Origin of the sequence: Pseudoalteromonas amylolytica (genome assembly GCF_001854605.1) — a bacterium.
GTDB classification, from domain to species: domain Bacteria; phylum Pseudomonadota; class Gammaproteobacteria; order Enterobacterales; family Alteromonadaceae; genus Pseudoalteromonas; species Pseudoalteromonas amylolytica.
This window is the reverse complement of record NZ_MKJU01000006.1, coordinates 37125-63458: the sequence shown is the minus strand read 5'-3', so window position 1 is coordinate 63458 and position 26334 is coordinate 37125. Positions and strand designations below refer to the sequence as shown.

Sequence of the window (26334 nt, the reverse complement as noted above, 5' to 3'; positions counted from 1 at the left end):
GGTTTACTCTTCTAGTTCAAGTAACAAGCGTTCTAGTTCATCGCTGTCTGTTGAGCTGAGCTGTTGCTCAACGATTACTGAGGCCAATGCCTCTACGGTTGGTGATTCAAATACGGCGCTCACATCCACCTCTAGGCCTGTCTCTTCATAGATACAACTGATCACGCGAGAGGCCAGTAACGACTGTCCACCTAAGTCGAAAAAGTTATCTGTGATAGCGATAGACTCCACACCCAGAAGCTGCTGCCAGATTTTTACAATCATGGTTTCAGTTGCATTGCGTGGCGCACCTTGTTCGTCGCTGCTTTGAGGCGTTGTTGCTACGACTTCATGCTCAGGTGTTGGTTGCTGTGCAGCCACAGGCGTCGCTTGGGTATGAATTGGGTCAATCCAACAACGACGTTTTTGGTATGGATAACCAGGTAACGAGGTACGGTAGCAATCACGCTCGGCGTAGAAGTCATGCCAATCAATGTTGCCGCCTAAGCTCCAGTACTTACCAATAGCTTCAAGTAGCACCAAATCTGCCGCTGTTTTTTGTTTGACGTTTGGCGCGCAATGGATAATCGCACAAGTACTGGTCACGTTATCGCGTACCAGCATGGCTGCGGTATTTGAAGGCCCGAGGTCAAAGACACAATCCACGCCCTCGCCGATTAACGTATTCACTGCATTACCAAACTGCACCGTTTGGCGTAGATGCTGCACCCAGTACTGTGGCTCACACACCATCTGTGCATTAACCAGTTGGCCATTTAAGCTTGATACATAGTCCATCTGTGGAGCACAGAAGGTAATATTGCTAACCGCCGCTTCAAACTCTCCCAGCACAGGCTCGAGCATGTGGCTGTGAAATGCGTGTGATGTCACCAGCTTACGGTTGTCAATTTGCTTGTCTTGTAACAGGCTCGATAGCGCATCAATCGCGTCATGTGTACCGCCTACCACAATGGACTTGCCACTGTTGATGGCGCAAATATCTATCTGCTGAGTTTCTGCCTGAGCCAACACACTTTGAACCACATCCAATGACGCACTAATTGATAACATCGCGCCGCGCTCAACCTTGTTCATCAATTGTGCACGTGTCAGTACTAGCTTAATGGCATCTTCAAGGCTCATTACACCCGCTAAGCAGGCCACCACATACTCACCCAAGCTGTGACCCAACATAAGCTCAGGCTCAATTCCCATCGCTTGTAGTTGTTTTGCCATCGCATAGGCATGCACAAAAATCGCAGGCTGAGCGTAATCAGTTTGTGTGATCTGCGCTTGCATCTGTTGCTCTGGTGTTTCTGCCAGCAAAAGCGCACGGATATCTTGACCGCCTTGGCGTACAATAAGCTCGCAACACTGCTCAAATGTGTTTCTGAACACCTCAAAACGTTGGTGTAAGTCGAGAGACATCCCCACATATTGAGTGCCTTGACCCGGTACGACCCAAGCCACTTTACTGACCGATTTTGTCAGTTCATTGGCTGGTGCAAACGTGACCGAGCCTTTGTCATTGACCGCAGCATAGCTACGATGCGCATAAGCCTTACGCCCTACTGCCAAGGTATACGCCGCATCTTGTAACGATGGTACATCTGGTAGTGCAGCGCTCAGATTCTGTTGTGACTGCTTTAGTGCATTGGCACATTTTGCCGAAAGCAACAACAGCTCACTGCCAGGCTCCGTTGGGTACTCACGTGCAGGTGGCTCTTCCAAAATTACATGGGCGTTGGTGCCGCCAATACCAAATGAGCTCACACAGGCGCGTCTAGGACTCTCGGTGCGCGCCCAAGGCGTGTTCTGTGCCACCACTTTGAACGGTGTTTGCTCAATATTGATAGCAGGGTTAGGCGTCTGGTAATTGAGTGTCGCTGGTAATGTGTCATTTTTCATCGACAACAGAGTTTTAATCACCCCAGTCACACCCGCCGCAGTTTCTAGGTGGCCCACATTGGTTTTTACCGAACCGATATAACAGCTTTGCGCTGGGCAATCGGCAAAGGCTTCATTAAGCGCACCAATTTCAACCGGATCTCCTAAGCGTGTACCTGTACCATGGGCTTCAATGTAAGAGATAGATTGTGCTGGCACCTCTGAGAATTCCAATGCCTGTTCTATCACGTCACGCTGCTTACCAACACTTGGCGCGGTAAAGCCGACTTTGTCGGAGCCATCATTGTTGATAGCGCCACCACGAATAATGCCAATGATGTTGTCTTTGTCTTCAATGGCATCCTCTAGGCGCTTCATCAATAACAGACCCACACCATTACCAAATACGGTGCCCGAAGCCTCAGCATCAAACGCACGACAATGGCCATCTGGTGAGTTCACACTGCCAGGTTCATACAGGTAACCAACCTCAGATGCGTTGACTTTAGCACCACCCGCTAACGCCATGTCGCAGTCGTAACTCAGTAGGCTCTTATATGCCATCACAACAGACACCAAACTGGTTGAGCAAGAGGTGTCGACTAGCAAAGACGCACCGGTCAAATTCAATTTGTAAGAGATGCGCGATACCGCATAGCACTTATCGTTGCCCAGTACTAACTGATACATCCCCATCTCATTAAGAATTTGTGGGTTAGTCATGATGTTGCCAAGCAGGTAGGTGTCAACACCAATCCCCGCGTACACAGATACCGCACCATCGTAATGCTCACCCACATATCCTGCATCACTCATTGCGTCATGTGCACACTCAAGCAACACACGGTGTTGTGGGTCAGTGATCTCTGCCTCTTTAGGCGTCATATCAAAAAACTCAGGGTCAAACATGTCTGAATTTTTTAAATAAGCCCCTGCTTTTACATAGGATTTATTGTTCAACAACTCATCACTTATGCCACATCGGCGTAAATCGTCATCCGATAAGCGGGCGATAGACTCAACCCCTTTTGAGAGGTTGTCCCAAAACTCGTCAACATTCTCAGCGCCAGGAAACTGCCCCGCCATGCCAATTACTGCTACAGCTACTTCTTCAGGCAATGCCTGTTCATCATTGTTAGTTGTATTTAATTTGTATTGACTCATGAGTTCACTCTCCTTTTTGAGGCACCGCGTTTTCTACCAAGGGCGGCTTTTTGTTTGTTTGCCTTTGCTTTTAGGTCTTCTTTAGAACGTGCTACTGGCGCAAGGGTGTCGATAAATTGGGCTAAGGCGACAATTTTTGGATGCTTAAACATCTCCACTACTGTCAGGCCTGAACCAAACTCTTTCACTAACTGCTGGTGTACCTTCAAGATTGAGACTGAATCCCCACCAATTTCGAAGAAGTTGTCGTCGGTACTGAAGTCATCAAAGCCCAGTACGCTTGCCCAGATACCTGCAATACGGCGCTCGGTATCGTTCTTAGCTGCAATCTTCTCGCGGGTATAAGTCACCTTGATCTCCTGACTTACCAGCGCTTTTCTATCTACTTTGCCATTCGCTGTGAGCGGCAGTTTATCCATCGTGACGTACGCATTTGGGATCATGTAACTTGGGATCTTGTCCGCAAGTTGCGATACCAATTGTGCTTCGGCGTTGGCAACACCACCCGAGGCGCTATCTGTACTTGTTAATAAGTAAGCGATAAGACGCGTACTGGTCTGTGCACCCGGCTTATTACTGCCTTGTGCCACCACCACAACATCATCAAATAGCCCACAGTCTCGAATCGCGGATTCGATTTCGCCCAGTTCGATGCGGTAGCCATTTACTTTCACTTGATTGTCGTTACGACCTAAGAACTCGATACAGCCATCAGCGAAGTATTTACCGCAGTCGCCAGTACGGTAGAGTCTCTCCCCCGTCGTTGGATGAACGATGAAGTGAGCATTGGTTTTTTCTTCATCTTTGTAATAACCAAGCGCAAGGCCCACACCCGCAATGTAAATATCACCCGTCACACCCACAGGACATTCGTCTAGTTGTTTATTGAGTACGTACAAGCGCTGGTTGGTTAAGCCCACACCATAAGGAATGCTCTTCCACTCGGGTTTTACTTCATCAATCGGATAGAATACCGACCAGATAGAACACTCGGTCGCCCCACCTAAGCTAATGATCTCTAACTTGTCATTGAGCTTTTCTCGGGCATCCGTGGGCAGGTTTAATGGGATCCAGTCACCGCTGAGCATTGCCAGACGTAAAGCTGGGAAGTTCACCCCTTTGTGCTCCTGATATTCAGCTAGAATTTGGAAAAGCGCAGGCACGGTGTTCCACACACTGACATCGTACTGAGTAAGGAGTCCATTCCACCCGCTTGGGTCTTTGATTTGCTCACCCGCTGGGATAACGAGCCCTGCTCCCACAAAGTAAGGGCCAAAGTTGTCGTATACTGACAGGTCAAAACTCAGTGCTGACAAACCAAAGATGCGGTCCTTGGCAGTCACATTGAAGCGCTCGTTTATGTCACAAATGGTGTTCATGGCACCACGGTGGTCAATCATTACGCCCTTGGGCTTACCTGTTGAACCTGATGTGAAAATCACATATGCCAAATCCTCAGGTTGCACATCAACATTCACCAACTGCGCAGGTTTGCTGTGTTGCCATTGTGAATCAACGCCAATTACCGATACCGGCCACGCACTAAAGTGCTGCTCATACTCTGGGTGCGTGATCAACACCTTGGCATTGGTCGTTTCAATCAAGTCTTGCTGTCTTTGCGTCGGCCACTCAGGGTCGATTGGTAAGTACGCGCCACCTGCTCGTAAAATTCCGTGTGTTGCTGCAACTTGTTGCCAACCTTTAGGCATAATCACGGCCACCAACTCTTCTTTTTCCACGCCCAGCTCATGGACTCGACTGGCAATGTGATCCGCAACGTTATCTAACTGTGCATAGCTCAACTCATCTCCAGCCGAGGCCACTGCGAATGACTCGCCATGGGTTGTCGCTAAGCGCTGAAGGCCATGGTGTAAAATATGATCTTCAAACTGCTTACATTCCATTGGCGGAGCAATTTCAGACTGACGAATCGGTGTCACGGCATGCCAAATATCATCACTGTCGACCAATTGCTCTAGCAGGGCACAATAGGTGTCAAACATGCTCTTGATCATCCCTTGTGGGAATAACGATGCAACGCTATCCCAGTTGAATCGCAACATGCCTTGCCACTCAAGTACTTGGTGATCCAGCCATACTTGTGATGACTGACTCAGGCCATAGCCTTCTTGCGCAAAATCTTCTTGTGTCTGCTCGTGTTCAAGCTCTCGGCCGCCCAAAGTACTGGTGAATACCACAGGTAACATCACGCGTTCATTGCGACGTTTGCTCATTTCACGCAGCACATGCACCGCACTGACGAGACGATTATCTAGGTCTTTCCATAGGCGCGTTTGTGTTGCCCCCACTCGGTCAATAAATGGCGTTTCTAGCTGATTGTCTATCTCAAGGATGGTCAATGAGGTGAAGTCCCCAGTAATGTCATCAACCTGAGCATGGAATGGATGCCTGTTGTAGTTGGTTAGGCATAGGGAGAAATGGCTGTTCTCACACCACATCGATAGCACTTCTGAGAATGCACTGATCAACACACTATTTGGTGTAACGCCGTTGGCTAGCGCCTTTTGTTTCAAACGCTTCCAACGAGTGGCTTCCATATCGTAGTTAAAGCGCTCAAATTTGGCGTCTTTCACTGCGGTAGGAGATGTCACCATGGGCAGCTTAGGTGCATTCGGTAATGAATCTATACGGTCGAACCAGTACTGCTCACTTTGGTAGTATGCTTCTGTTTCTCTTAGAGCGTGTTCTGCTATCACATAATCGCGGAACGAAAAGTCCAATTTTGGCAGCGATGTTTCTGGCTTATGGTACAACTGTAACCACTGCTCAATGATCATGTTCATGCTCCACGCATCAACAATCAACACATCAATATTGATACATAGGCGGAATGACTGTTCACTGTATTGAACGGCTTTGATATCAAATAGCGGCCACGTGGCACACGGTAACACCTGATGCGACATTTTTTCACGTAGCGCCATGGCCTGCGCCTCAGCAGACGACTCGTCACAGTTAGATACATCAATGATGTCAAACTTATACTCAGGCACAGCCGGTAGAATTTGCTGCTCACCACTGTCTAAGAAAATGGCTCTGAGCATTTCGTGCTGCTCAATCAATCGGTTCCATGAACGTTCAAACTTGGCTATTTCGCCCGCTTTGATTTCGACTTCTAGATAAATCGTGGTGGACACATCACCCAACTCAACTGCGCTGCTACGCCCAACCCAATATGCTTGCTGGATATCAGTTAGTGGGAACGGTTGGTAACGATTTTCAAAATCAGGCTCAACGACTGAGATCTTCAGGTTACTTGCTTTACTTGCTTCGTCCTCACCTGCATGCCCTTGTACAATCGCGATGAAATCCGCTAAGTCGGTTGATTCAAATAGTTCACTGAGGGTCACTTGCACATCTAGCTCTTGGCGCACACGAGACAACAACTGAGTTGCCAACAACGAATCGCCGCCAAGTTGGAAGAAGTTCTCGCTTAAATCCACCTTATCGATACCAAACGCGTCTTGCCAGATGCGGGCAACGATGGCATCAATACCTGCATCCAAACTTGGTTGTTGCTCAGTCCCAGCAGCGCTTGACTCAGTCACGGCAACTTCTTGTGTTGTTTGCGCGTCGTTACCAACCCAGTAGCTTTGCTTATCAAATTGATAGGTTGGTGCTGCAATACGGCGACGGAAAGAGCCTTGGTGTAATAAGCTCCAATCTACAGCGACGCCCGCTTGCCATAGTGCACCAAACGCGCGTAACCATGTGTCTACATCACAGCGCTGATCTTTTGCGTGACGTGCACTGGCGATACTGTTTTTAACTTGGAAGCTGCGTTTTGCCAGAGTTGATAGCACCTGACCTGGGCCCACTTCTAGCAGTACCGCTTTGCTATCTTGTAGAATCGTATTCAAACCATTAGCAAACTGCACGGTGCCACGTAAATGATTAACCCAATAGTTAGCTGATGTCGCCTGAGACACTTCAATCCAATCCCCCGTCACATTTGAAATAAACGGCTGAACTGGCGCGTTAAATGCAATGCCATCAAGCACTTGTTTAAACTCACCAAGAATTGGGTCAAGCATATGTGAGTGGAATGCATGTGAGGTGTGTAGAATACGACAATCCACATTTTGTCCTTGTAGCTGCGCCTGTAACGCGCTGATTGCGTCACTCTGGCCTGAAACCACCGAGATGGCTTCGCCATTGACGGCTGCAAGGCAAATTTGTTCGTTCAAGTAATCACGAACCTGCGCTTCACCTTGTTGGATCATTAACATTGAACCCGGTGCCACTTTATTCATCAGTGATGCACGCGCCGCAACGAGCTTAATGGCATCTTCAAGGCTAAATACCCCAGCTAAACAAGCTGCAACGTATTCGCCCAAGCTATGACCAATCATTGCTGTCGCCTCAATACCATTGGCTTGCCATAATTTAGCCATCGCATACTCGATGGTGAATAGTGCCGTTTGTGATAATAAGGTTGAAGTCAGATCTGCATCGTTATCCTGTGCAAATAGGTAGCTACGAATATCAAAGCCTAAGTGCTGTTCAAACAAAGTCGCACACTCATCCACGACTGATTTAAACTGCACTTCTTGTTGGTACAGTGACTTGGCCATGCCGACGTGTTGTGCGCCTTGACCTGGGAACATGAAGTAAACATTGGCATCTTCATTGTCATTGTGCGACGTGATGACTTGACTTGCGCCTTGCGAAATCGCCTCTGCAACTTGCTCTGCACTGCTGCCTACAACCACTGCGCGATGTTCGTATTCATTACGACCCACTTGCATGGTGTAAGCAAAGTCAGCCAGATTCACATCGACTGTATCAGTTAAGTACTGGGCAATCTTGTTGAGCTGCATATCCAGTGATTGAGGGGTTTTCGCAGAGGCAACAATCAACTGTTGTGGACGATTAGCCTCATCACTGACCAACTGAGGAGCCTCGCCTAAGATAAGGTGTGCGTTAGAGCCACCAATACCAAATGAACTGACCGCAGCAACAATCTCGGTGTCGCTTTGTAGTGATAGGTTGTCGGTGTTGACAAAGAACGGACTATTATCAAAGTCAATATTAGGGTTCGGTGCCGTAAAGTTGATATTCTTTGGCAAGGTTTTAGTGTGAATCGCCATTGATGACTTAATCACGCCAGCTACACCTGCCGCAATGTCTAGGTGCCCAACATTGGCTTTTACCGAGCCAATGGCACAGAATTGCTTGTTGTCTGTATAGTTGCTGTAAACTTCGCTCAGTGCCTTCACTTCGATTGGGTCACCTAAAATGGTGCCCGTACCGTGTGCTTCCACGAAACGCATACTGCTTGGGTCAATGTCGGCACGCGCTAAGGCTTCGCTTATTACATCCACCTGGCCTTCAACGCTTGATGCGGTATACCCCACCTTGAATGCGCCGTCATTATTTACCGCGGAACCTTTTACGACCGCATAAATGGTATCACCATCTTCGAGTGCATCTTCTAATCGTTTCAGTACCAGCAGCCCCGCACCATTGCCTTTCACTGTGCCCTTGGCATCTTCATCGAATGGCTTACAGCTGCCATCAGGAGAGATAATACTGCCTTCGGTGTAGTGCATACCGATTTTCTGCGGTGTATCCAAACACACGCCGCCGGCCAGTGCCATATCACATTCGTATGACAACAAGCTCTGACACGCTTGGTGAATCGCCACCAGCGAAGTAGAGCAAGCGGTATCAACGTTGATACTTGGGCCTCTGAGATTAAGCTTGTATGACACCATAGTCGCTGCAAAGCTTTTCTCATTACCAATAGACATTCGTAGCGTGCCTACCGAGTCCAGCAAGGTTCTATTTGGGAGTAAATTACGGATGTAGTAAGCCATCGGGCCTACGCCCGCATAGACGCCAACTAAACCATCGTATTTCTCATTACTGTAACCTGCATGTTCAAGCGCTTCGTAACTGCATTCAAGTAGCATACGTTGTTGCGGATCGGTTATCTGTGCATCTCGGGCCGTAAAGCCGAAGAAGTTCGCGTCAAACTTATCTACCGCATCGACGATATAAGACTTCTTCACAAAATTTGGATCCGCGATTAGCTCCTCTGGCACGCCCGAGTTACGTAACTCCTCGTCCGTTAACTCTGTTGATGACTGCTTACCAGCGACTAGGTTCTGCCAATATTCATCTACGCTCGTTGCAGAAGGGAATCGACCTGCCATGCCAACGATCGCGATTTGGTTCGGTGCTATATTGTTGTTATTTTCCACGTTGATTTCTCTGTCTCATGTTATTTCTGAAATGATTAATAGATGAACGGTTTACCTTGCGACCGCTCCGCTTCGTGTGTTGTTGGCTTGAGCCTTTTTCAGCTGAAATTCGCTCTGCCAACGCTGAAATGCTTGGGTACTTAAACAAATCAACAAGTTCTATCGTGACATCAAAGACGGCTTTGATTTGTTGCTGCATTTTGCCCAGCAACAGTGAGTGGCCGCCCAATTCAAAGAAGCTTTCTTTGGTGCTTACCTGCTCAAGGTTAAGTAGCGCTTTCCAGATCTCAGCCATCTTGAATTCGGTGTCATTTGCAACCGGCACCAGCTTCGCTGGCGACGCCTGTATTTGTGTTGGTAAGGCTTTAATATCTACCTTGCCATTTGGGGTATAAGGAAGTTGCTCAAGGACAAACAAGGCCGAAGGCATCATGTAATCAGGTAGACTGGCACCAAGTGCTGTCATTAACGCTTCACGACTAATCGTTTGACCCAGTTGCGGTAGTACATAAGCCAAGATTTTTGCTTCTTGACCTTCGGCGCGATGAACACGTACAAATGCCTGTGCAACATCAGCCTGATCGTTCAGTCGCTTAGTTATCTCATCCAATTCGATGCGATAGCCTCGTACTTTGACCTGATTATCCGCTCGACCAACAAAAGTCAGTGTGCCATTAGGGTTGCGGCGCACCACATCGCCCGTGCGATACAAGTCATGTTTGCCTGAGTCTGAGAATGGATTAAGAATAAACTGCTCTTTGGTAAGCTCTGGACGACACCAGTAGCCCTTAGTTACGCCATCACCGGCAATGTATAAGTCGCCAGCCACGCCAAATGGCACCGGCTTAAGCGCTTTATCCAACACATACATTTGGGTATTTGCGATAGGTAAGCCGATACTGACATCCTTACCCTGTACTTCACTGACCGCCGACCAGACCGTGGTTTCCGTTGGTCCATACATATTGAACAGCTTACCAGGGATGACTTGCTGGATTTGCTGAGCAAGATCGGCCGTCAACGCCTCCCCACCAACCAAGAAACCCTGAATGTTGGATAAACTGGCACGCGTCGACTCGGATTCAAGTAACAACTGCGCATACGAAGGCGTACACTGGATATGTGTCGCTTCGTCATTTGATAGCGCCACCGAATTATCACTGCTGTTACGAAGCATGCTCATCAAGCGTTTGATGTGTGTAAAGCTATCAATAACCTCATCTTCCTTTACACCAAAGTCGATAAGACAACCGATTTCGTCGACCCCGATATTACCCAGTTCGTTGAGCATCTCGATATTGGACTCTGGTGAACCAAATAAAGCGCTGTGTTTGGCATAACGCTGGAATCCTGCCTCTACCACGGCTTCTAAGTCTTCTTTGGTATCCAGTCCAGTTTTTTCCGCCACAGGAAGTAGCAGGTTCAGTGACGTTCTTAGATAGTTCTTAAACGGTGTTTCGATGGATTTCATAGCCGCATCATGATCGTCAGACAAGAAGGTATGTAACATCAGCGTCACCTTACCGGCTTTAGGGTCAAAACCATGCTCCTCACGTGCTTGACGATAAATGGCGATTTTTTCTGCTAACTCTTCGCGACTTTGCCCCAAAAAGTGGGTCAGCACGTTAGCACCGATTTCTCCGGCATAACGGAAAGTCTCTGGGTTTGCTGCCGCGGTGATCCACATAGGTAATGCCTTACGGATCGGCTTTGGATGAATTTTTATTTGAGATTCAGTGCCTTTACCATTAATTCGGGTGATCTCACCGCCTTGCCAAAGGTGCCTAACCGTTTCAATACCCTCTTTTAGTTTTTGATGGCGCTCGGCAAAATTATCTGGCTGGAGCACAAAATCATTGAAGTGCCAACCCGATGCCACCGCCATTGCAGCACGGCCATTAGAGAGGTTGTCAACCATAGACCATTCTTCTGCAACACGAATTGGATCGTGTAGAGGTAGCACACAGCTACCAGAGCGGATCTCAATATTGTTGGTGATCATACTGACTGCGGCCGCTGCAACCGAGGGGTTTGCAAACTGCCCACCAAACTCATGGAAGTGACGCTCTGGGATCCAGACCGCGCTCATACCACTGTTGTCAGCGAACTTGGCTCCTTCTGTTAACAGACGATACTTGCCTTGCTCTGTGGTTTGATCTGACGCGAAGTAGAACATGCTGAAATCAAGTGCTTTTGCCGCCTGATTGATTTGCGTCGTCTTACGCTTGGCCGTACTTTGCTGAGCTAACGAGGTAAAGTGGTCTTGCTCTATGATAACCTTGAAACCATTGGCTAATGTCCAAAACAGTTCCAGCACCGAAATATCAAACGAAATACTGGTCAAGGCACGAAAAACAGGTTGCCCTTCCACCTTATCAAAAGTCTTAGCAAGTGACTGATCTAAACCACAGAATAGATTAATAGCATTGGCATGGCTCACCATAACGCCTTTTGGTTTACCCGTTGAGCCCGAGGTATAAATCATGTAGGCCAAATCTTCACCGTCGACCTCTGGTCGCATCGCTTCAATGTTGCTCGGCAGTGCCTGCCAATCCACATCGCTCAATGCCAAGGTAGGACAAGACCAATAAACCTCAACTTCATCCTTTTGCGCGGTGATCACACAAGCCGGTTGAGCATCGTCGCAAATTTGCTGTTTACGAGTGGCTGGGAAGTTCACATCAATAGGGATATAAGCCGCGCCACAACGCATTACGGCAAGCATCGCAACCACCATAGAAACACTTCTATCAAGTGCGATACCGACAAACTGTCCTTTTTTAACGCCGTGAGACAACAAGCTTTGAGTCATCACAGATACGCGCTGCATCAGTTCGTTGTAACTTAAACTCTGCTGGTGGTCTTGTAGCGCCTGCGCGTCACCCATTTCTAGCGCTTTAGCGGTGATCACCTGCTCTATCGTGGTGTGGCGGTCAAACTCTAGATCTGGGCCATTAAAATCTGACAGTATGTGTTGCTGGACGTCCTCGCTTAATGGGCTTAAATCGGCATAACGCTGAGCATCGTTGTCTAGCAACTGTGACAATACTTGGCTGTATAGCTGTGCCAAGCGTTCAACCGTATCGTGCTTGAACAATGCCGTAGCATACTCAATACCACCGTATAACTTGTCGCCCTGACGCTTAACCGTTACTGTGAGGTCAAACTTAGAAACCTCTTGTGTTAACGCCTCAGCGTTGATGGCCAAGTCCGCTTCAGACGTGTTATCGCCCGCTTCCTCTTGCTCATAGTTAAACATCACTTGAAACAGCGGGTTGGTGCTCAGGCTTCTTTCTGGATGTAGCTTCTCTACAATTTTCTCAAATGGAAAGTCCTGGTGTTCAAACGCGTTAAGCACGCTATCGCGCACAGCTAGGGTAAGCTGTGCCAAGCTTTGCTCATTTTCAAGCTGACCTCTAAGCACAATTACGTTTGAGAAAAAGCCGATGACTGACTCCCAATCGGTCTTTTTACGGTTCGCAACAGAGGTGCCAATACAGATGTCTGTTTGCCCAGTATATTTACCAAGCAGCAAAAACAGCGATGAAAGGAGCGTAATAAACGCCGATGAACCATGGCGCTGATTAAAACGAGCCAACTTATCAGCAGTGTCAGCACTGAGTTCAAACGGCACCACTTTACCGCAATAATCCGGTGTTGCAGGGCGTGCAAAATCCAGTGGTAAGTCCAGCGATGTATTCGCGTCTTGTAGATACTGCAACCAAAATTGCTGCTGTTGCTCAAACTGAGGGCTTTGTAACCAATCCATTTGCCAAGCCACAAAGTCAGCGTAACTTGCTGCAACGGGGCTCTCAGCCAAACTATCGTCACCATGGTATAGCCGCCAGAAATCGCGCCAAAGCACACCATTCGACCAGCCATCGGTCACAATATGATGCATGTTAAGTAGCAAGATATGACTGGCAGGCCCTGTTTGTATCAAGGTCATAACAGCCAAAGGACCATTTGATAAATCAAACACATGATTTGTCGCCATCTGTTTAACTTGCTCAACTCTTGCTGCATCTTGGGTGCAATCTTCGACGATAAAGTGTACTTGTACGGCATCTTGAACCTGTGCTTTGTACTCACCTTCTTGTTTAACAAAAGCGGTACGTAGGGCTTCATGACGCTGCGTTAATTGCTGCCAAGCTTGCTTGAGTCGCGCAACATCAACTTGTCCTTCAAGGCGATAGGCACTTGGTAAGTTATAAGACGCTGAAGCACCTAGCATGTCATTCATGAACAACAATCGCTGCTGCGTGAACGAGAGTGCACTTTTATCAATAACTAACTCGTTGTTGCTCTTTGATGCTGCCGATTGTGCTTGTCTTGATAACAAGTTCATTAGCTCAGGTTTGAACGCGACCAGTTTCTCTTTAAGTGCATCATCAAGACCATCCGAAGGGCCCTTGAATCGCAGCTTGTCACCTTCAACCCACAGCTTGATACCGCGCTGCGTGAGCTCGTTTAATAGCTGATTAATACTCATATACTACCTTCCTGTTGTTCCACCTCGTCGTCTAAACATGCTTGTGAATGAACATCCATAGAGGCTTTGAGGAGTGCGATAAGATCGATTTGTGCTTGTAATGTTGGATGCTGAAAAACATCTTTTATGGTTAGTTGTACGGCAAATAGCTCTTCCACTCGGCTGACCAACTGCGCAGCAAGTAAAGAGTGACCGCCAAGTTCGAAAAAGTGGTCTGATAGATAGACATCATCGCTGCCTATCAACTCGGCCCACAGTGCCGCTAGCTGCACTCCAGACTCCGTGCTTGGACGTTCACCTGAGCTGTTGTTAACAATATCTATTGGTTGCTGGGCAAGCTGTCCGCGAGCAATCTTGCCATTGGGCAACATTGGCAATTCGCTTAAGGTTGCGATATGTGCAGGCTGCATGTAATCCGGTAAGCAAGCTGCCGTGTGCACTGCTATACGTTTACTAACCTGTGTTGCATCGGACACATCATCGTGCAGTGTTACAAAGGCAACCAACTGAGGTTGTTGTGCCTGTTGCTGATTCACCACCACCACACACTGTTTCACTGCATCGATACCGTGGATAACATGCTCGATTTCCGCCAGTTCAATCCTAAAACCGCGCAGTTTCACTTGGTGATCGATACGGCCTAAATAATCAAGTTCATAGCTATCTAGTAGGCGAACTTTGTCGCCCGTTTTGTACATCCGTGTCCCCGCTATCTCTAGATACGCAGCTTGTGTTTGTGCAGGGTTATTAAGATACCCTTGCGTTACCCCGTCACCTGCCAGATAAAGCTCGCCCGTTACCCCGATGGGTAAGCGATTGTGCTCACTATCCATCACATAAGCCTGTGTGCCTTTGATTGGGCGACCAATCGTTGGCTTAGCCTTTTGGTTTTTAGGTACTAATACATAGGTGCTGTAAGTAGTGTCTTCTGATGGCCCGTAGAGGTTGTATACACATTCCACATGCGCACGTTCATAAAGCGCATCTACCAGTTCTCGGGCCAAAGGTTCACCCGCCAAGTTAATGGTGCTCACCGATGTAGGTAGCTTGTTTAAGCTCAATAACGCGGTCATGGCCGAAGGCACGGTATTGATAAGCGTCAGGCCGCTGTAGTCTTGGCCATTAGCTAAAGCCAACGCATCGTCTACGATGTTCACGCAACCACCAACACACAGTGGAACAAACATCTCAAACACTGATAAGTCGAAACAAATTGAGGTCGCCGCAAGCACCTGGCTAAGCTGCTGTGCACTGAATTCTTGAGTCGCCCAGTCAATTAGCGCCGCCACATTGTGATGACTAATGGCTATCCCTTTTGGCTTACCCGTTGAACCTGAGGTGTAGATTGCGTATGCCGTGTCCGTCGGCGCTGGTAGTAAAGTACAAGGCGTAAAGTCAGCCACATACATCGCTTCGTCTATGTAGAGCATCTTCGCATCTACATCAGCTAAGCGCTGCGCTAAACCTTGTTGTGTCACTATCAAGGCAGGCTGTGCATCGGCCAAAATATCAGCCACACGCTGCGGCGGATAATTTGGATCCAGCGGCACATAGAAAGCCCCTGCTTGCTGGATGGCAAGTAACGTGATCAACAGGTCAATGCTTCTAGTTAAGTACACCGCGACCGGGCGATTACCTTCAACCCCAGTGGCTAGGATACGGTTAGCAACCACATTGACCTGCTGCGCTAAGTCCTCATAGGTCAAGTGCTCATCACCACTTTGTACAGCCACCTTATTTGGCGTTTTCTGGCATTGCTGTGCAAATAGCTCTGCGAGTATTGCAGGTGTCGCTGCTTGCTCGCTGACAACGCCATTAAGCTGTGCATATTGACTATCCAATTGTTGTGGATAATCCAATACGATGCTGCCTACGGTACTTTGCTGCGCACACGCCGATTCTAGCTGCTCTAGAATGCACACATAGTGACGCCACATTCTGGCAATAGTGCTGGCGCGATACAGGTCCGTGCTATATTCAATGTAGCCGCTGATAGCACCATTGTTGTGTGACAACATGAACGACAAGTCAAACTTTGACACCTGATGTGCGTACTGCTGCTTATCCGCTCGAAGTCCTGCAAACTCTAGTGCGCTTTGGTCATCGTGCGCCAAACTAAACATCACTTGGAACAATGGGCTGTAGCTTAAGCTTCTTTGTGGCTGTAACTTCTCTACCAAGTATTCAAATGGTAAATCTTGGTGAGCATAGGCTGATAACGTCGTTTTTCGTGTTGCTTCAAGTAACTGAGGCAACGTGTGTGTTGTATTGACTTGATTGCGCAGCACCAAAGTGTTTGCAAAGAAGCCAACCATTGATTCCAGCTCAGCCAGTGGGCGGTTCGCAATGGGGGTGCCTACAGCGATATCCTGCTCACCCGCATATTTAGCCAATAACAACTGGTATGCAGCCAACATCACCATATACATACTGCACCCGTGGCTGTGCGCTACACGCTCTAATGAGGCACTCACCTGCTCAGGTAGTGATACTTCTAAACAGGCACCTTGATAAGATTGCTCAGCTGGACGTGCATAGTCCGCTGGCAACTCGAGCCGTGGTGGCAAGTCAGCGAGTTGCGCTTGCCAATAAGCCAGTTGCTGTTGTGCCTTACCTTGCTCTAAGGTCGCTTGTTGCCATTGACTGTAGTCTAGGTATTGATAGGCCAGCTCGGCTTTATCTTGTTGATATAGCTCTGCTAACTCCTGACCAATCAACGCCATCGAGCTGCCGTCGGTGGCAATGTGATGAATACACAGCGCCAGATAAAGTGTGTCTTCAGACTCTTGTACAATTGCCGCTCTAATCGGCAAGCCATTGCTTAAATCGAACAGCGCACCATTAAACGTATGCATGAATTGCTCAATGCTGTGCTCAAGCTCTTGCGCCTGATATAGCGGGATATCTAGCTGCGCCAAAGCCGCTTCGACGGTCATTACTTCCTGTTTAGGTACCCCTTGCTGGGCGCGGTACGCAGTACGCAGCACCTCATGGCGGGCAACCAATTTATGTACCGCTTGACGTAAACGCGAGACATCCACCTTGTGCGTGTCGGTACTGAGTTTAATCGTCAGCGGTACATTGTATGCACCCGCCGCATTGTCGATGGAAGAGAGGAACCACAAGCGAGATTGCGCATAAGATAAACCGTGCGATTGCTTTCTATCGGCTTTAGTTAGTGGCGTTACACTGTCCAGTGGTTGTAACTTGCCAGCCATGCTTGAAAGTGTCGGATTATCAAAAATCTCGCGCACACTCAGTTGCATGTTCAATTCTTTATTACATTTGGCAACCAGTTTTGCAGCCAGGAGTGAATGTCCGCCTAAGGCAAAGAAATCACTGCTGCGGCCTATCGCTTGCTCCCCAAGCGGCAATAGCTGCGCCCACAATGCTGCAAGGGCTGATTCTTGTTCACTTACAGGCGCATCATCACTCATATCCTGAATAAATGTTTTGTAATCAGGCAATGCTCTGCGGTCTAACTTGCCGTTATGCGTCAGCGGCAGGCTATCAAGTGCAATGATAAAGGTTGGCACCATGTAGCTAGGTAGCACCTGCTGTAGCTGCTCACGCAATGCCTCGACACCTTGCTTAGCCACCACATAGCTCACCAGCATATCGTCCACCAGCACAGTGACACAGTTGTCAACACTCGCCAAAGCGGCCAAAACTGCGTCAATTTCTGCCAACTCAATACGGAAACCACGCAGCTTCACCTGCTCATCGGCACGGCCAATAAACTCAATGTCACCACTTGGTAAACGGCGCACTAAATCCCCCGAGCGATACAAGCGTTGTGGCTGTCCACCCAATGGCGCGCACTCAACAAATTGCGCCTCATTTAGTTGTGGCTGATTGATGTAGCCCGTCGCTAAACCCAAACCACCGATGTACAACTCGCCCGCAACATTGAACGGTACAGGACGCTGGTGCGCATCCAATACATACAGCTGAGTCCCGTTAATCGGCTTACCGATTGCAATGCTGCCGCGTGGACAAGCGATAGACTCGGCGTGAATGCGATGTGTTGCGGCAAAAGTGGTTGACTCGGTAGGGCCATAGCCATTAATGATTTGAATATTTGGATTACTGGCGTAGGCTTTGGCAACATGCTCTGCTGACACCACATCACCACCGACTAGCAATTGCTTAAGCGATGCCAAACAATGAGGATTTTCATCAACCAATTGATGGAAAAGCGACGCCGTGAGCCATGCGGTATTTACTTCATTCAGCGCTTGCAATGATTGACAAGACACTACGTCATCATTGTGCACCACTAAGCGTCCGCCGTTGAGCAATGCGCCCCAGATCTCAAATGTTGCAGCATCAAAAGACAACGAAGCAGCCTGCAGCATCACCGTATGCTCATTCAGCTCAACGTAGCTGGCATCTTTAACCAAACGAGTGATGCTGCCATGACGGATAGTGATCCCTTTTGGTGCGCCCGTTGATCCCGAGGTAAACATCAAATAGGCAAGGTCATCAGCGCAATTGCTAGATTTAAGTTCAACAGAAACTTGCGTTGAAACCTGATGCACGTTGATAACGTTGCGCTCAGAAAATGCCTGTTCGCTAGCGTCATCCACCAACACATGTGACATTGCGCTTTCGTTGACGATATGGTCCATGCGTTGAGCTGGTAGCTGGCTATCCAACGGCACATAATGTGCGCCCGCTTTTAGCACTGCCAGTAACGCCACAACAGCTTCGCAACTCGGCTTCAGGCTAACCCCTACTGCACCTGTGATATTTTTATCTATCAGTACATTGGCAATCTGATTGGCACGCTCTGCCAGTTGTTGATAGGTCATGCTGGAGTCACCACATGACACGGCGACTTTATTTGGATGACAAGCAACTTGCTGGTCAAATTGTTCGGTCACACTGCTAAATACCGCCGCAGGCCCCTCGCTCATCTGCGCTAAAAGCTCAAGCTCAGGCTGTTGCAGATAGTTCAGCTCTTTCAACGCCACCTTATCAAGGTCATAGCGGGTCGAAATCGCACCCAGCAAAGCAGTAAAGTGCTTAGCAAATTGCGCAATGGTGTGCTTGTCAAATAAGTCTGTATTGAACTCTAAATAACCCGATACACCCGCATTGTGCTGCTCTAGCATCATTGATAGGTCAAATTTAGCAACCTGATGCAATCGAGATACGCGCGCTACTTTTAACTGCTGACCAAATAAAGGCCCTACATCTTGCTGTTGCTCTAGGCTAAACATCACTTGGAATAATGGGCTGTAGCTGGAACTACGTGGTATTTGCAATGCTTCAATAAGCATATCCAGCGGTAAATCCTGATGCTCAAAGGCCGCCAACGTGGTTTCTTTTACTTGTGCCAGCAACTGTGCAAACGTTGCATTACTGTCAATCTCATTACGTAGCACCACGGTGTTAGCAAAGAACCCGAATACATCATCTAGTTGTGTATGACCACGACCCAATACTGGTGTACCAACAGCAATGTCTTGCTCTTTACTGTAGATTGATAGCAACAGTTTGTAAGCGCTCATTAACACCATGTACAAGCTAGCATTGTGCTCGGTGGCAATGCGCTGTAGCTTAGCAACTACTTCGTTATCAAAGTTCAGCGCTACACATTCACCCGCAGTCGTTTGCTGAGCTGGTCTTGGACGGTCCGTTGGTAGTGGCAATAAAGGCTTGAGACCTTGTAACTGCTTGGTCCAAAACGTTAGCTGTTGGGCTGTAAACGCTTCGTCTGATAAGCGCTTCGCTTGCCATTGGCAGTAATCTAAATACTGTAACTGTGGCGCTTCTAAGTCGCACTCTTGCTGCATGTAATATGCACTGATCTGCTGCAATAGTAGCGCTAACGAGACGCCATCGGCAGAAATATGGTGCAAACAAATACAAAGCGTGTAGCAATTCGCTTGCTCTTTGATAAGTGCGACTCTAATCGGTAATTCAGTGGCAAGGTCAAAGGCGCTTTGTGCATGTTGCGCCATAAACTGTGCTCTGGCGTCATCACGCTGCGCATCGTTCATGCTGCTCCAATCAAGCTGCTCAACGGCAAATTTGATATCTTGTACAACATATTGATAAGGCACATTGTCTTCACTTGCGTAACAAGTGCGAAGGATTTCGTGGCGCGCGACCACCTGCTCAATGCTACTCAGTAAAGCCTTTTCATCCAGCTGACCTGTTAACTGCAGCACAGTAGGAATATTGTATGCGCCCCCCAAATCTTGGAACTGGTTAAGGAACCAAAGACGTGACTGCGCAGGTGATAGCGCAAAGCGTTCGCTATCTCGCTCAATTTTTGTGATAGGTGCTTGTACGTCAGTCGCCTGAACGTCTAAGTATTGCGCTTGCTGTGCTAAAACTGGCGCGTCAAATACGTTGCGCATCGTTAGCTTAGCCAGTGTTGCAACCTTTGCAGCGGCTAATGAATGGCCACCTAAGTCAAAAAAGTTATGCGTACGGCTGATAGCGCTCACATCAAGGTTCAGTACTTGCGCCCAGATATTGGCCAGTTGCTGCTCATGTTCAGACTCAGGTGCAACATAGTCGCTTTCATTGAGTGTCAATTGAGGTGCAGGCAAGGCTTTGCGGTCTAATTTGCCATTCGCATTGATTGGCATGGTATCCATGACCGTGATGTAAGTTGGTACCATATACTGTGGCAGTGTTGCACCCAACATGGCTTTGATGTGGTCGCTATCAAGTTCACTATTTAGCACCACATAAGACGCTAGTTGTTTGTCCGAGCCTTCACCCACCACTATCGTGACCGCTTCCAGCACTTGGTCAATCGCCAGCAGATGCGCGTCAATATCGCCTAACTCGATTCTAAAACCACGCACTTTTACCTGTGAATCTGTACGTCCTACATATTCAATCACGCCGTTTTTCTCGTAACGAACGAGATCGCCAGTGCGATACATTTTGGCATCGGCTTGCGCAACAAAGGGATTATCAATAAAGGTGTTAGCTGTCAGCTCTGGCTGATTCACATAGCCATTGGCTAAGCCAATTCCGCCAATGTAAAGCTCCCCTAAACAACCTGCTGGTACGGGTTGTAACTCAGCGTCCAATACATAAAGCTGGATATTGTCGATAGCGCGACCGATTGGCACGAATGCACTTTGCGAGTGTGGATCACACTGCCAGTATGTCACGTCAATAGCCGCTTCAGTTGGGCCATAAAGATTGTGCAACCGACTGTGAGCAAAGCGAGTAAAGAAGCGGTTTTGCAAATCGACCGACAAGGCTTCACCACTACAAAAGACATCCCTAACACTTGCCAATTGGGTATTTGGATTACCCAGATACACCTCTAACATCGATGGTACAAAGTGTAATAAAGTGACACCTTGCTGTGCGATTAAATCACTCAAGTAATCACTGTCTTTGTGTCCTTGTGGCTTTGCCAATACCAAGGTTGCACCGCTGATCAGAGGTAGCAAGAATTCCCACACCGATACATCAAAGGTATAAGGGGTTTTTTGTAAGATCACATCGTCGTGTGTAACCTGATACTCGTCTTGCATCCACAGTACACGGTTGCGAATTGCGCCATGATTATTCATTACCCCTTTGGGAGTACCCGTGGACCCTGAAGTAAAGATGATATAAGCAAGGTCGCGCTCTGTAATTGTACGTACTGGCACTGCATCGGCATCCAATGAGTCAATCTGGGTAACGTCCAGCGTGATATTTTGCACATCACACGGCAGCTGTGGCTGATTGCTCAGCAGCAGTGCAATTTTTGCGGTATCAATGATTGTTGCTACACGTTCGTCAGGTTGAGTTGGATCGATAGGTACATAAGGACAACCCGCCTTTAAACAGGCCACAATCGCAACTACAAGCTCCAACGAACGCTCGGCATAAATACCCACTGGGTCCTGATGATTGGTTTTCTCAATCAGTAACTTAGCTAAGCCATTGGCCTTGGCCTCAAGCTCGCTGTAACGTAAAGACTCATTGCCAAAACGACAGGCTATTGCATCTGGATTTCGCTGTGCTTGCTTGGTGAACAGCTCATGCACATGGCCCTGCTGAGCAAAGTCCTTGGTCGTAAAGCTGGCTTGCAAGCATGCGTGGTCATGGGCTTGCGTTGGTTGTAAGGCAAGCTGCTCTGAGCGCAAGTTTGGCTGTTTAACCAAAGTGCCCATCACATGACTGAAAAACTCAGCAAACTTAGCAATATGTTGCTCGTTGAACAGCTCATTGTGATATTCAAATCTGAACTGTAACTGCTCGCCGTCATCGGCTGCTATCAGTGATAAATCGAACTGCGCCCCTAAAGAAGGCAAAGGAATATGTTGATAAGCTTCACAGCCACTAATAACACGAGGCTCCATAGCTGCATTAAACGGTGCAATGGCATGTGCTTGATGCGGATAGAAGGTAAACAAGGTTTGTAACGATTGCTCATGCTTGCTTTCCTGCGCCAACATGCTTTGTAACGAACTACCCGCATGTTCAACCATAGTAAAGAGCTGTTGTTGCGTCTGCGCAACCAACTCACAGAATGAAGCATTCAGACCAACATTGGCTAAAAACACTTGTGGCTCAACAAAGTACCCCGTGCAATCAAGGAACTCTGGCGCAATACGCCCCGTATTCAAAATACCTACTGCAAATTGGCGTTCGTGGCACAATTTAGTCAAGAACAACTGGTATGCACTAAAAATAAAGCTGTTTTGTGTACACCCCAACTGCTTACATGCTTGGCTCAACTCAGCCGAACTAAAGTCGCTTGCAAACTCAAATGACGTACCTTGTCCTGGAGTCATTTGTGGCTGGCTATTTCGCATTGGCCATTGCAATGCAGGTAAATCAGCGGCGAGCTTTTCTTGCCAGTAACGGGCAGCGTTTTGGCCCTTTTCTGATTCCCCTTGTTCACACTGCCATGCGATGAAGTCTTGGTAACTGGCGCTCGTGTTCAGTGGTGCTACACCCTGACCGCTAAGCTGTGCCAACAGAGCCTTGGTTAATCCCAGCATTGAGGTTAAATCAACCACCATGTGGTGGAAGGTCAATAATAGACACTGGCTACCATCTTCAAGCGGGAACAGCTCAAAGCGATAGCAAGGCTCATGTTCTAAATCAAAAGGTTGCTGTGCAGCTTCAGCAATTGTGCTTCGCGCCAGTTCAGCTGATGCTAACACTTCACTGTGCTCAATCAATGTCACTTCTGGCATAGGTAAAATGCGCTGCTGCCACTTGTTTTGTTGAGCATTAAACGAGATATGCGTACGCAAAATAGGGTTTGCGTCAAGCATATTTGTAAGCGCCAGCTCAAGTTGTACCTTGTCAAACTGGCCTTGTAAGCACATAGGCACATTGTACGCCGCACTATGAGGCGTTTTTTGGTGCAATAACCACATCTGCATTTGGTTAACGCTGAGGTCAAATGCATCGTGCTGCGAGTAATTGTGCTGCTTTAGCGCAAGCAACGGTGCGCTTTGACCATCTTGTCTTTGCTCAACGATGTTTTGTGCGATATCCAGTAGCGAACTCGATTGCAACAACTCACCAAGTGATAAGGTCACACCAAATACATTTTTAACCGTTGCCACTAGGCTGTTCAGAGTAATTGAGTCCAAGCCGGTGAGAATAATCGATTGTTCAATATCCAGTTGTGCAACGGGTAGTTTAGCCTTGTGTGCGATCAGTAGCGCTAAACCCAACACCACATCAGCAAGTTCAGAGCTGAGGCCGAATGACTTAATATCAAGCGTATGCGCTGATTCACTGTTTTTAGAAGCCGCTGTAAAGATAGTTTCTGATACCACCTTAAGTTCGCCGCTTGCAAAGTATTGCTTGGCACGAGCACGTTGTATTTTCCCTGAGGATGTTTTTGGTAGGGTCATCGGACGGATCATGACAAACGCGTGTAGCGACAAGCCATACTCACTGGCAATCAAAGCGCGCGCTTGCTGGGCTACGGCTTCTGGGTCTACCTTTTTCAGCCAAGTTCTTTCAACTTCTTGTACAATTACCAGCGCATCTTCACCTTCATGCTCAATCGTAAATGCCGCGCCACCATTGGGTTTTAAGCCATCGATATTGTTTTGTAATGTTTGTTCGATGTTTTGTGGGTAGAAGTTCGCACCACGAATAATGATAAGTTCTTTGATACGACCGCAAATGAATAGATGCTGCTGGTGGATAAAACCCAAATCACCGGTACGCATGTAATGAACATCGTCTTCGCCGCGGATTGTGGCTCTAAAGGTTTCAATGGTTTTCTCTTCATTCTGCCAATATCCAGATGCCACGTTCTCACCTCGAACCCACACCTCGCCGACTTGACCGTCTGCCAAACGGCTGTGATCTTCTGGATCAACAATGACTACATCGTTGTAAGGACTAGGGATACCTGAACTGACTAGTTCTCTGGTTGCGCCGCCGCTTGTCACTGGTTTGACTAAATCTCTGTGCTGATAATTAGAGACTGCAACCTCTAAAAACTGCGGTGCGCTCAGGCGCTGGGCACCCGATACAAACAGCGTCGCCTCAGCTAAACCATAGCCCGGGTACATCGTGTTCGCATGTAATCCACATGGTGCAAACTTATTAGCAAAAGCTTTAACTGTTTCAGGTTTTATGGGTTCGGCACCATTGAGTGCCATGGTCCAAGTCGATAGGTCAAGACGCTGTAGATCTTCCTCTGTGGCCTTGCTCACACACAAGTCATAGGCAAAGTTAGGGGCAAAAGAAGAGGTTGCTCGGTACTTTGAAATGGCATCTAACCAACGCATGGGCTTTTGTAGAAACGCTGCTGGCGTCATGGCAATCACTTTGCCACCAATACAAATCGGCTGTAGCACAGCACCAATCAAGCCCATATCATGAAACATGGGTAACCAAGAGGCGATGATCGTTTGCTCATCATGACCAAAACATGATTGCATCGATGCAATGTTGTTGATCAGATTGCCATGCGTGACCATCACACCTTTCGGTGCTGACGTTGAACCTGAGGTGTATTGTAAAAAGGCTAGGCTGTCTTGATTCAGAGCAGGTAATACATAACCTGAGGTATCTTCTTCACGCTCATCAACCGCTATTTTTGTTGCCTTGCCGAGCGTTTCAAACGCTTCTAAACGCGACTGCGCATTGTCGAAGTAATCACGGGTCCCCAGCACAAAACGTGCTTGGCAGTCCGTTGCTATCATCTCTAGTCGCTCTAAATACGCTTGGCGATTTTGAGGTGGGTAAACAGGTACGGCGCATATCCCAGCATATAAACAGCCAAAAAATCCTGTAATAAAGTCAATTCCATTTTGCAAAACAAGTAGAGCTCTATCTCCACACTGAGCTTCACTCAACAATTGCACCGCAATTTCTTTGGCTTTTTGATCTAATTCAAAATAGCTTACAGGGTGACACTCAACTTCACCGTCTTTAAGAAATTGAAACACCTCTCGATCTGGATGACGCTGCAAGTGCCACTGTACAATCTCTACCAGATTGCTAAATGGCACCTGTTCATTGTCCAATCTTAAGCTAAATGCTTCAGGCATATATTGCTTCCCTTATTATTGTTTTATTAGAACTTGTTCACTAACCATGTGTTTAGGTGTCGCTCTAAAGCACCGCTGCATCACATTTAATGCTGGTACCTAAGTCATAAAAGCCGCACACAATTAGCACTCTATTTACCGCCTCATTTTTCAAAAAAATGATGCCAACGAACCAAAGCGCTCCCCTTGCCTTCAGCGTTACTTACTTGCTTTAAAGATAAGGTTTGCAGTCATATTGAAACTCTCCCAACACTTACGTAAGTAAGTGCTCACACCTTTCTTTATCCTTATTCAATAAGTGAAGCCGTCTAAGTTGAGCTAGCTTCATAAAAGAAGGTGCAATGTATGGAGTGCATCAATACATGCTTGAACAAATTGTCTACGATGTGGTGATTGAGCAGTACTGGGATAAATACTAGGTAGGTGTTAAGGGTGAGATTTTGACGCCATATTGCCGCCGTATACGCCGTTGGCGCACACTAAGAACTATTGCGATTGTTTATGGTAATTATGCAGTGTTTAGGAAGTTAAAATAAATCGACTGACACTGCTTTATGACCCCAAAAAGCTAGTAATAATGGGCTTTGGGCAATAATTTAATGGCTGTGATTATGCAGCTTTTTGATGCGAGAATAGCGAAGAGTAAGCGCCCTTAAAAAGCGCTTTTTAGGTCCTCGAAAATGCGATATTTTCACCCTGCCTGTAGGAACTGTCAGGTAACAGGAAAAGCCGCTGTGTTTGCCCGTCCTGTATGAACTATCAGGTAGTAGGTAGAACTCAACTGTACTAGTCTTGGAGAGCCATCTTATCTCTACTTTGTACTGTTTTTGTGTCATAAGTTATTACATAATTCACATTACTAAATTGTTATATCTGTGTTAATGTTATTTCCATATGGTAGAGCATGAACCCTATTCACTACGGCGCTATTCTTACCATTACTACAACAACTCACTATTTATCAATATCGTGCCTATTACATGGAAAGTATATCAACGACTAAATGCTGCGTGGCTGTGATCTGCGCGGGTAGTTAGCGTGGCTGGTAATGGATAAACGTGAATTGAATGATTAACGTTATAAA

Annotated in this window: 4 protein-coding genes; all 4 read right to left on the bottom strand. The window is 47.5% G+C overall.

The features are described 5' to 3' along the window. Positions 1–3: 3 nt before the first annotated feature. The 4 genes from BET10_RS01905 to BET10_RS01890 are packed head-to-tail and all read right to left on the bottom strand — an operon-like array spanning position 4 to position 25250. Positions 4–3030 carry a type I polyketide synthase gene (locus BET10_RS01905; protein ID WP_070983136.1) on the bottom strand — a complete coding sequence of 1009 codons (3027 nt, stop codon included), beginning with the start codon at positions 3028–3030 and terminating at the stop codon, positions 4–6. Further along, complete coding sequence (locus BET10_RS01900; RefSeq protein WP_070983135.1) at positions 3027–9257, bottom strand: hybrid non-ribosomal peptide synthetase/type I polyketide synthase; 6231 nt, start codon at positions 9255–9257, stop codon at positions 3027–3029. The genes BET10_RS01905 and BET10_RS01900 overlap by 4 nt, the downstream gene beginning before the upstream one ends. Further along, the gene (locus tag BET10_RS01895) at positions 9247–13749 is read right to left on the bottom strand and encodes a MupA/Atu3671 family FMN-dependent luciferase-like monooxygenase (RefSeq protein ID WP_070983134.1); all 4503 of its coding nucleotides are present in this window, start codon (positions 13747–13749) and stop codon (positions 9247–9249) included. The genes BET10_RS01900 and BET10_RS01895 overlap by 11 nt, the downstream gene beginning before the upstream one ends. After that, positions 13746–25250 (bottom strand): non-ribosomal peptide synthetase, encoded by an 11505-nt coding sequence (locus BET10_RS01890; RefSeq protein WP_070983133.1) that lies wholly within the window; start codon positions 25248–25250, stop codon positions 13746–13748. The genes BET10_RS01895 and BET10_RS01890 overlap by 4 nt, the downstream gene beginning before the upstream one ends. Between the last annotated feature and the right edge of the window lie 1084 nt (positions 25251–26334).

Coding starts and splice junctions, on each gene's coding strand:
- BET10_RS01905 (WP_070983136.1), bottom strand. CDS start 3,030: ATGAGTCAATACAAATTAAATACAACTAACAATGATGAACAGGCATTG.
- BET10_RS01895 (WP_070983134.1), bottom strand. CDS start 13,749: ATGAGTATTAATCAGCTATTAAACGAGCTCACGCAGCGCGGTATCAAG.
- BET10_RS01890 (WP_070983133.1), bottom strand. CDS start 25,250: ATGCCTGAAGCATTTAGCTTAAGATTGGACAATGAACAGGTGCCATTT.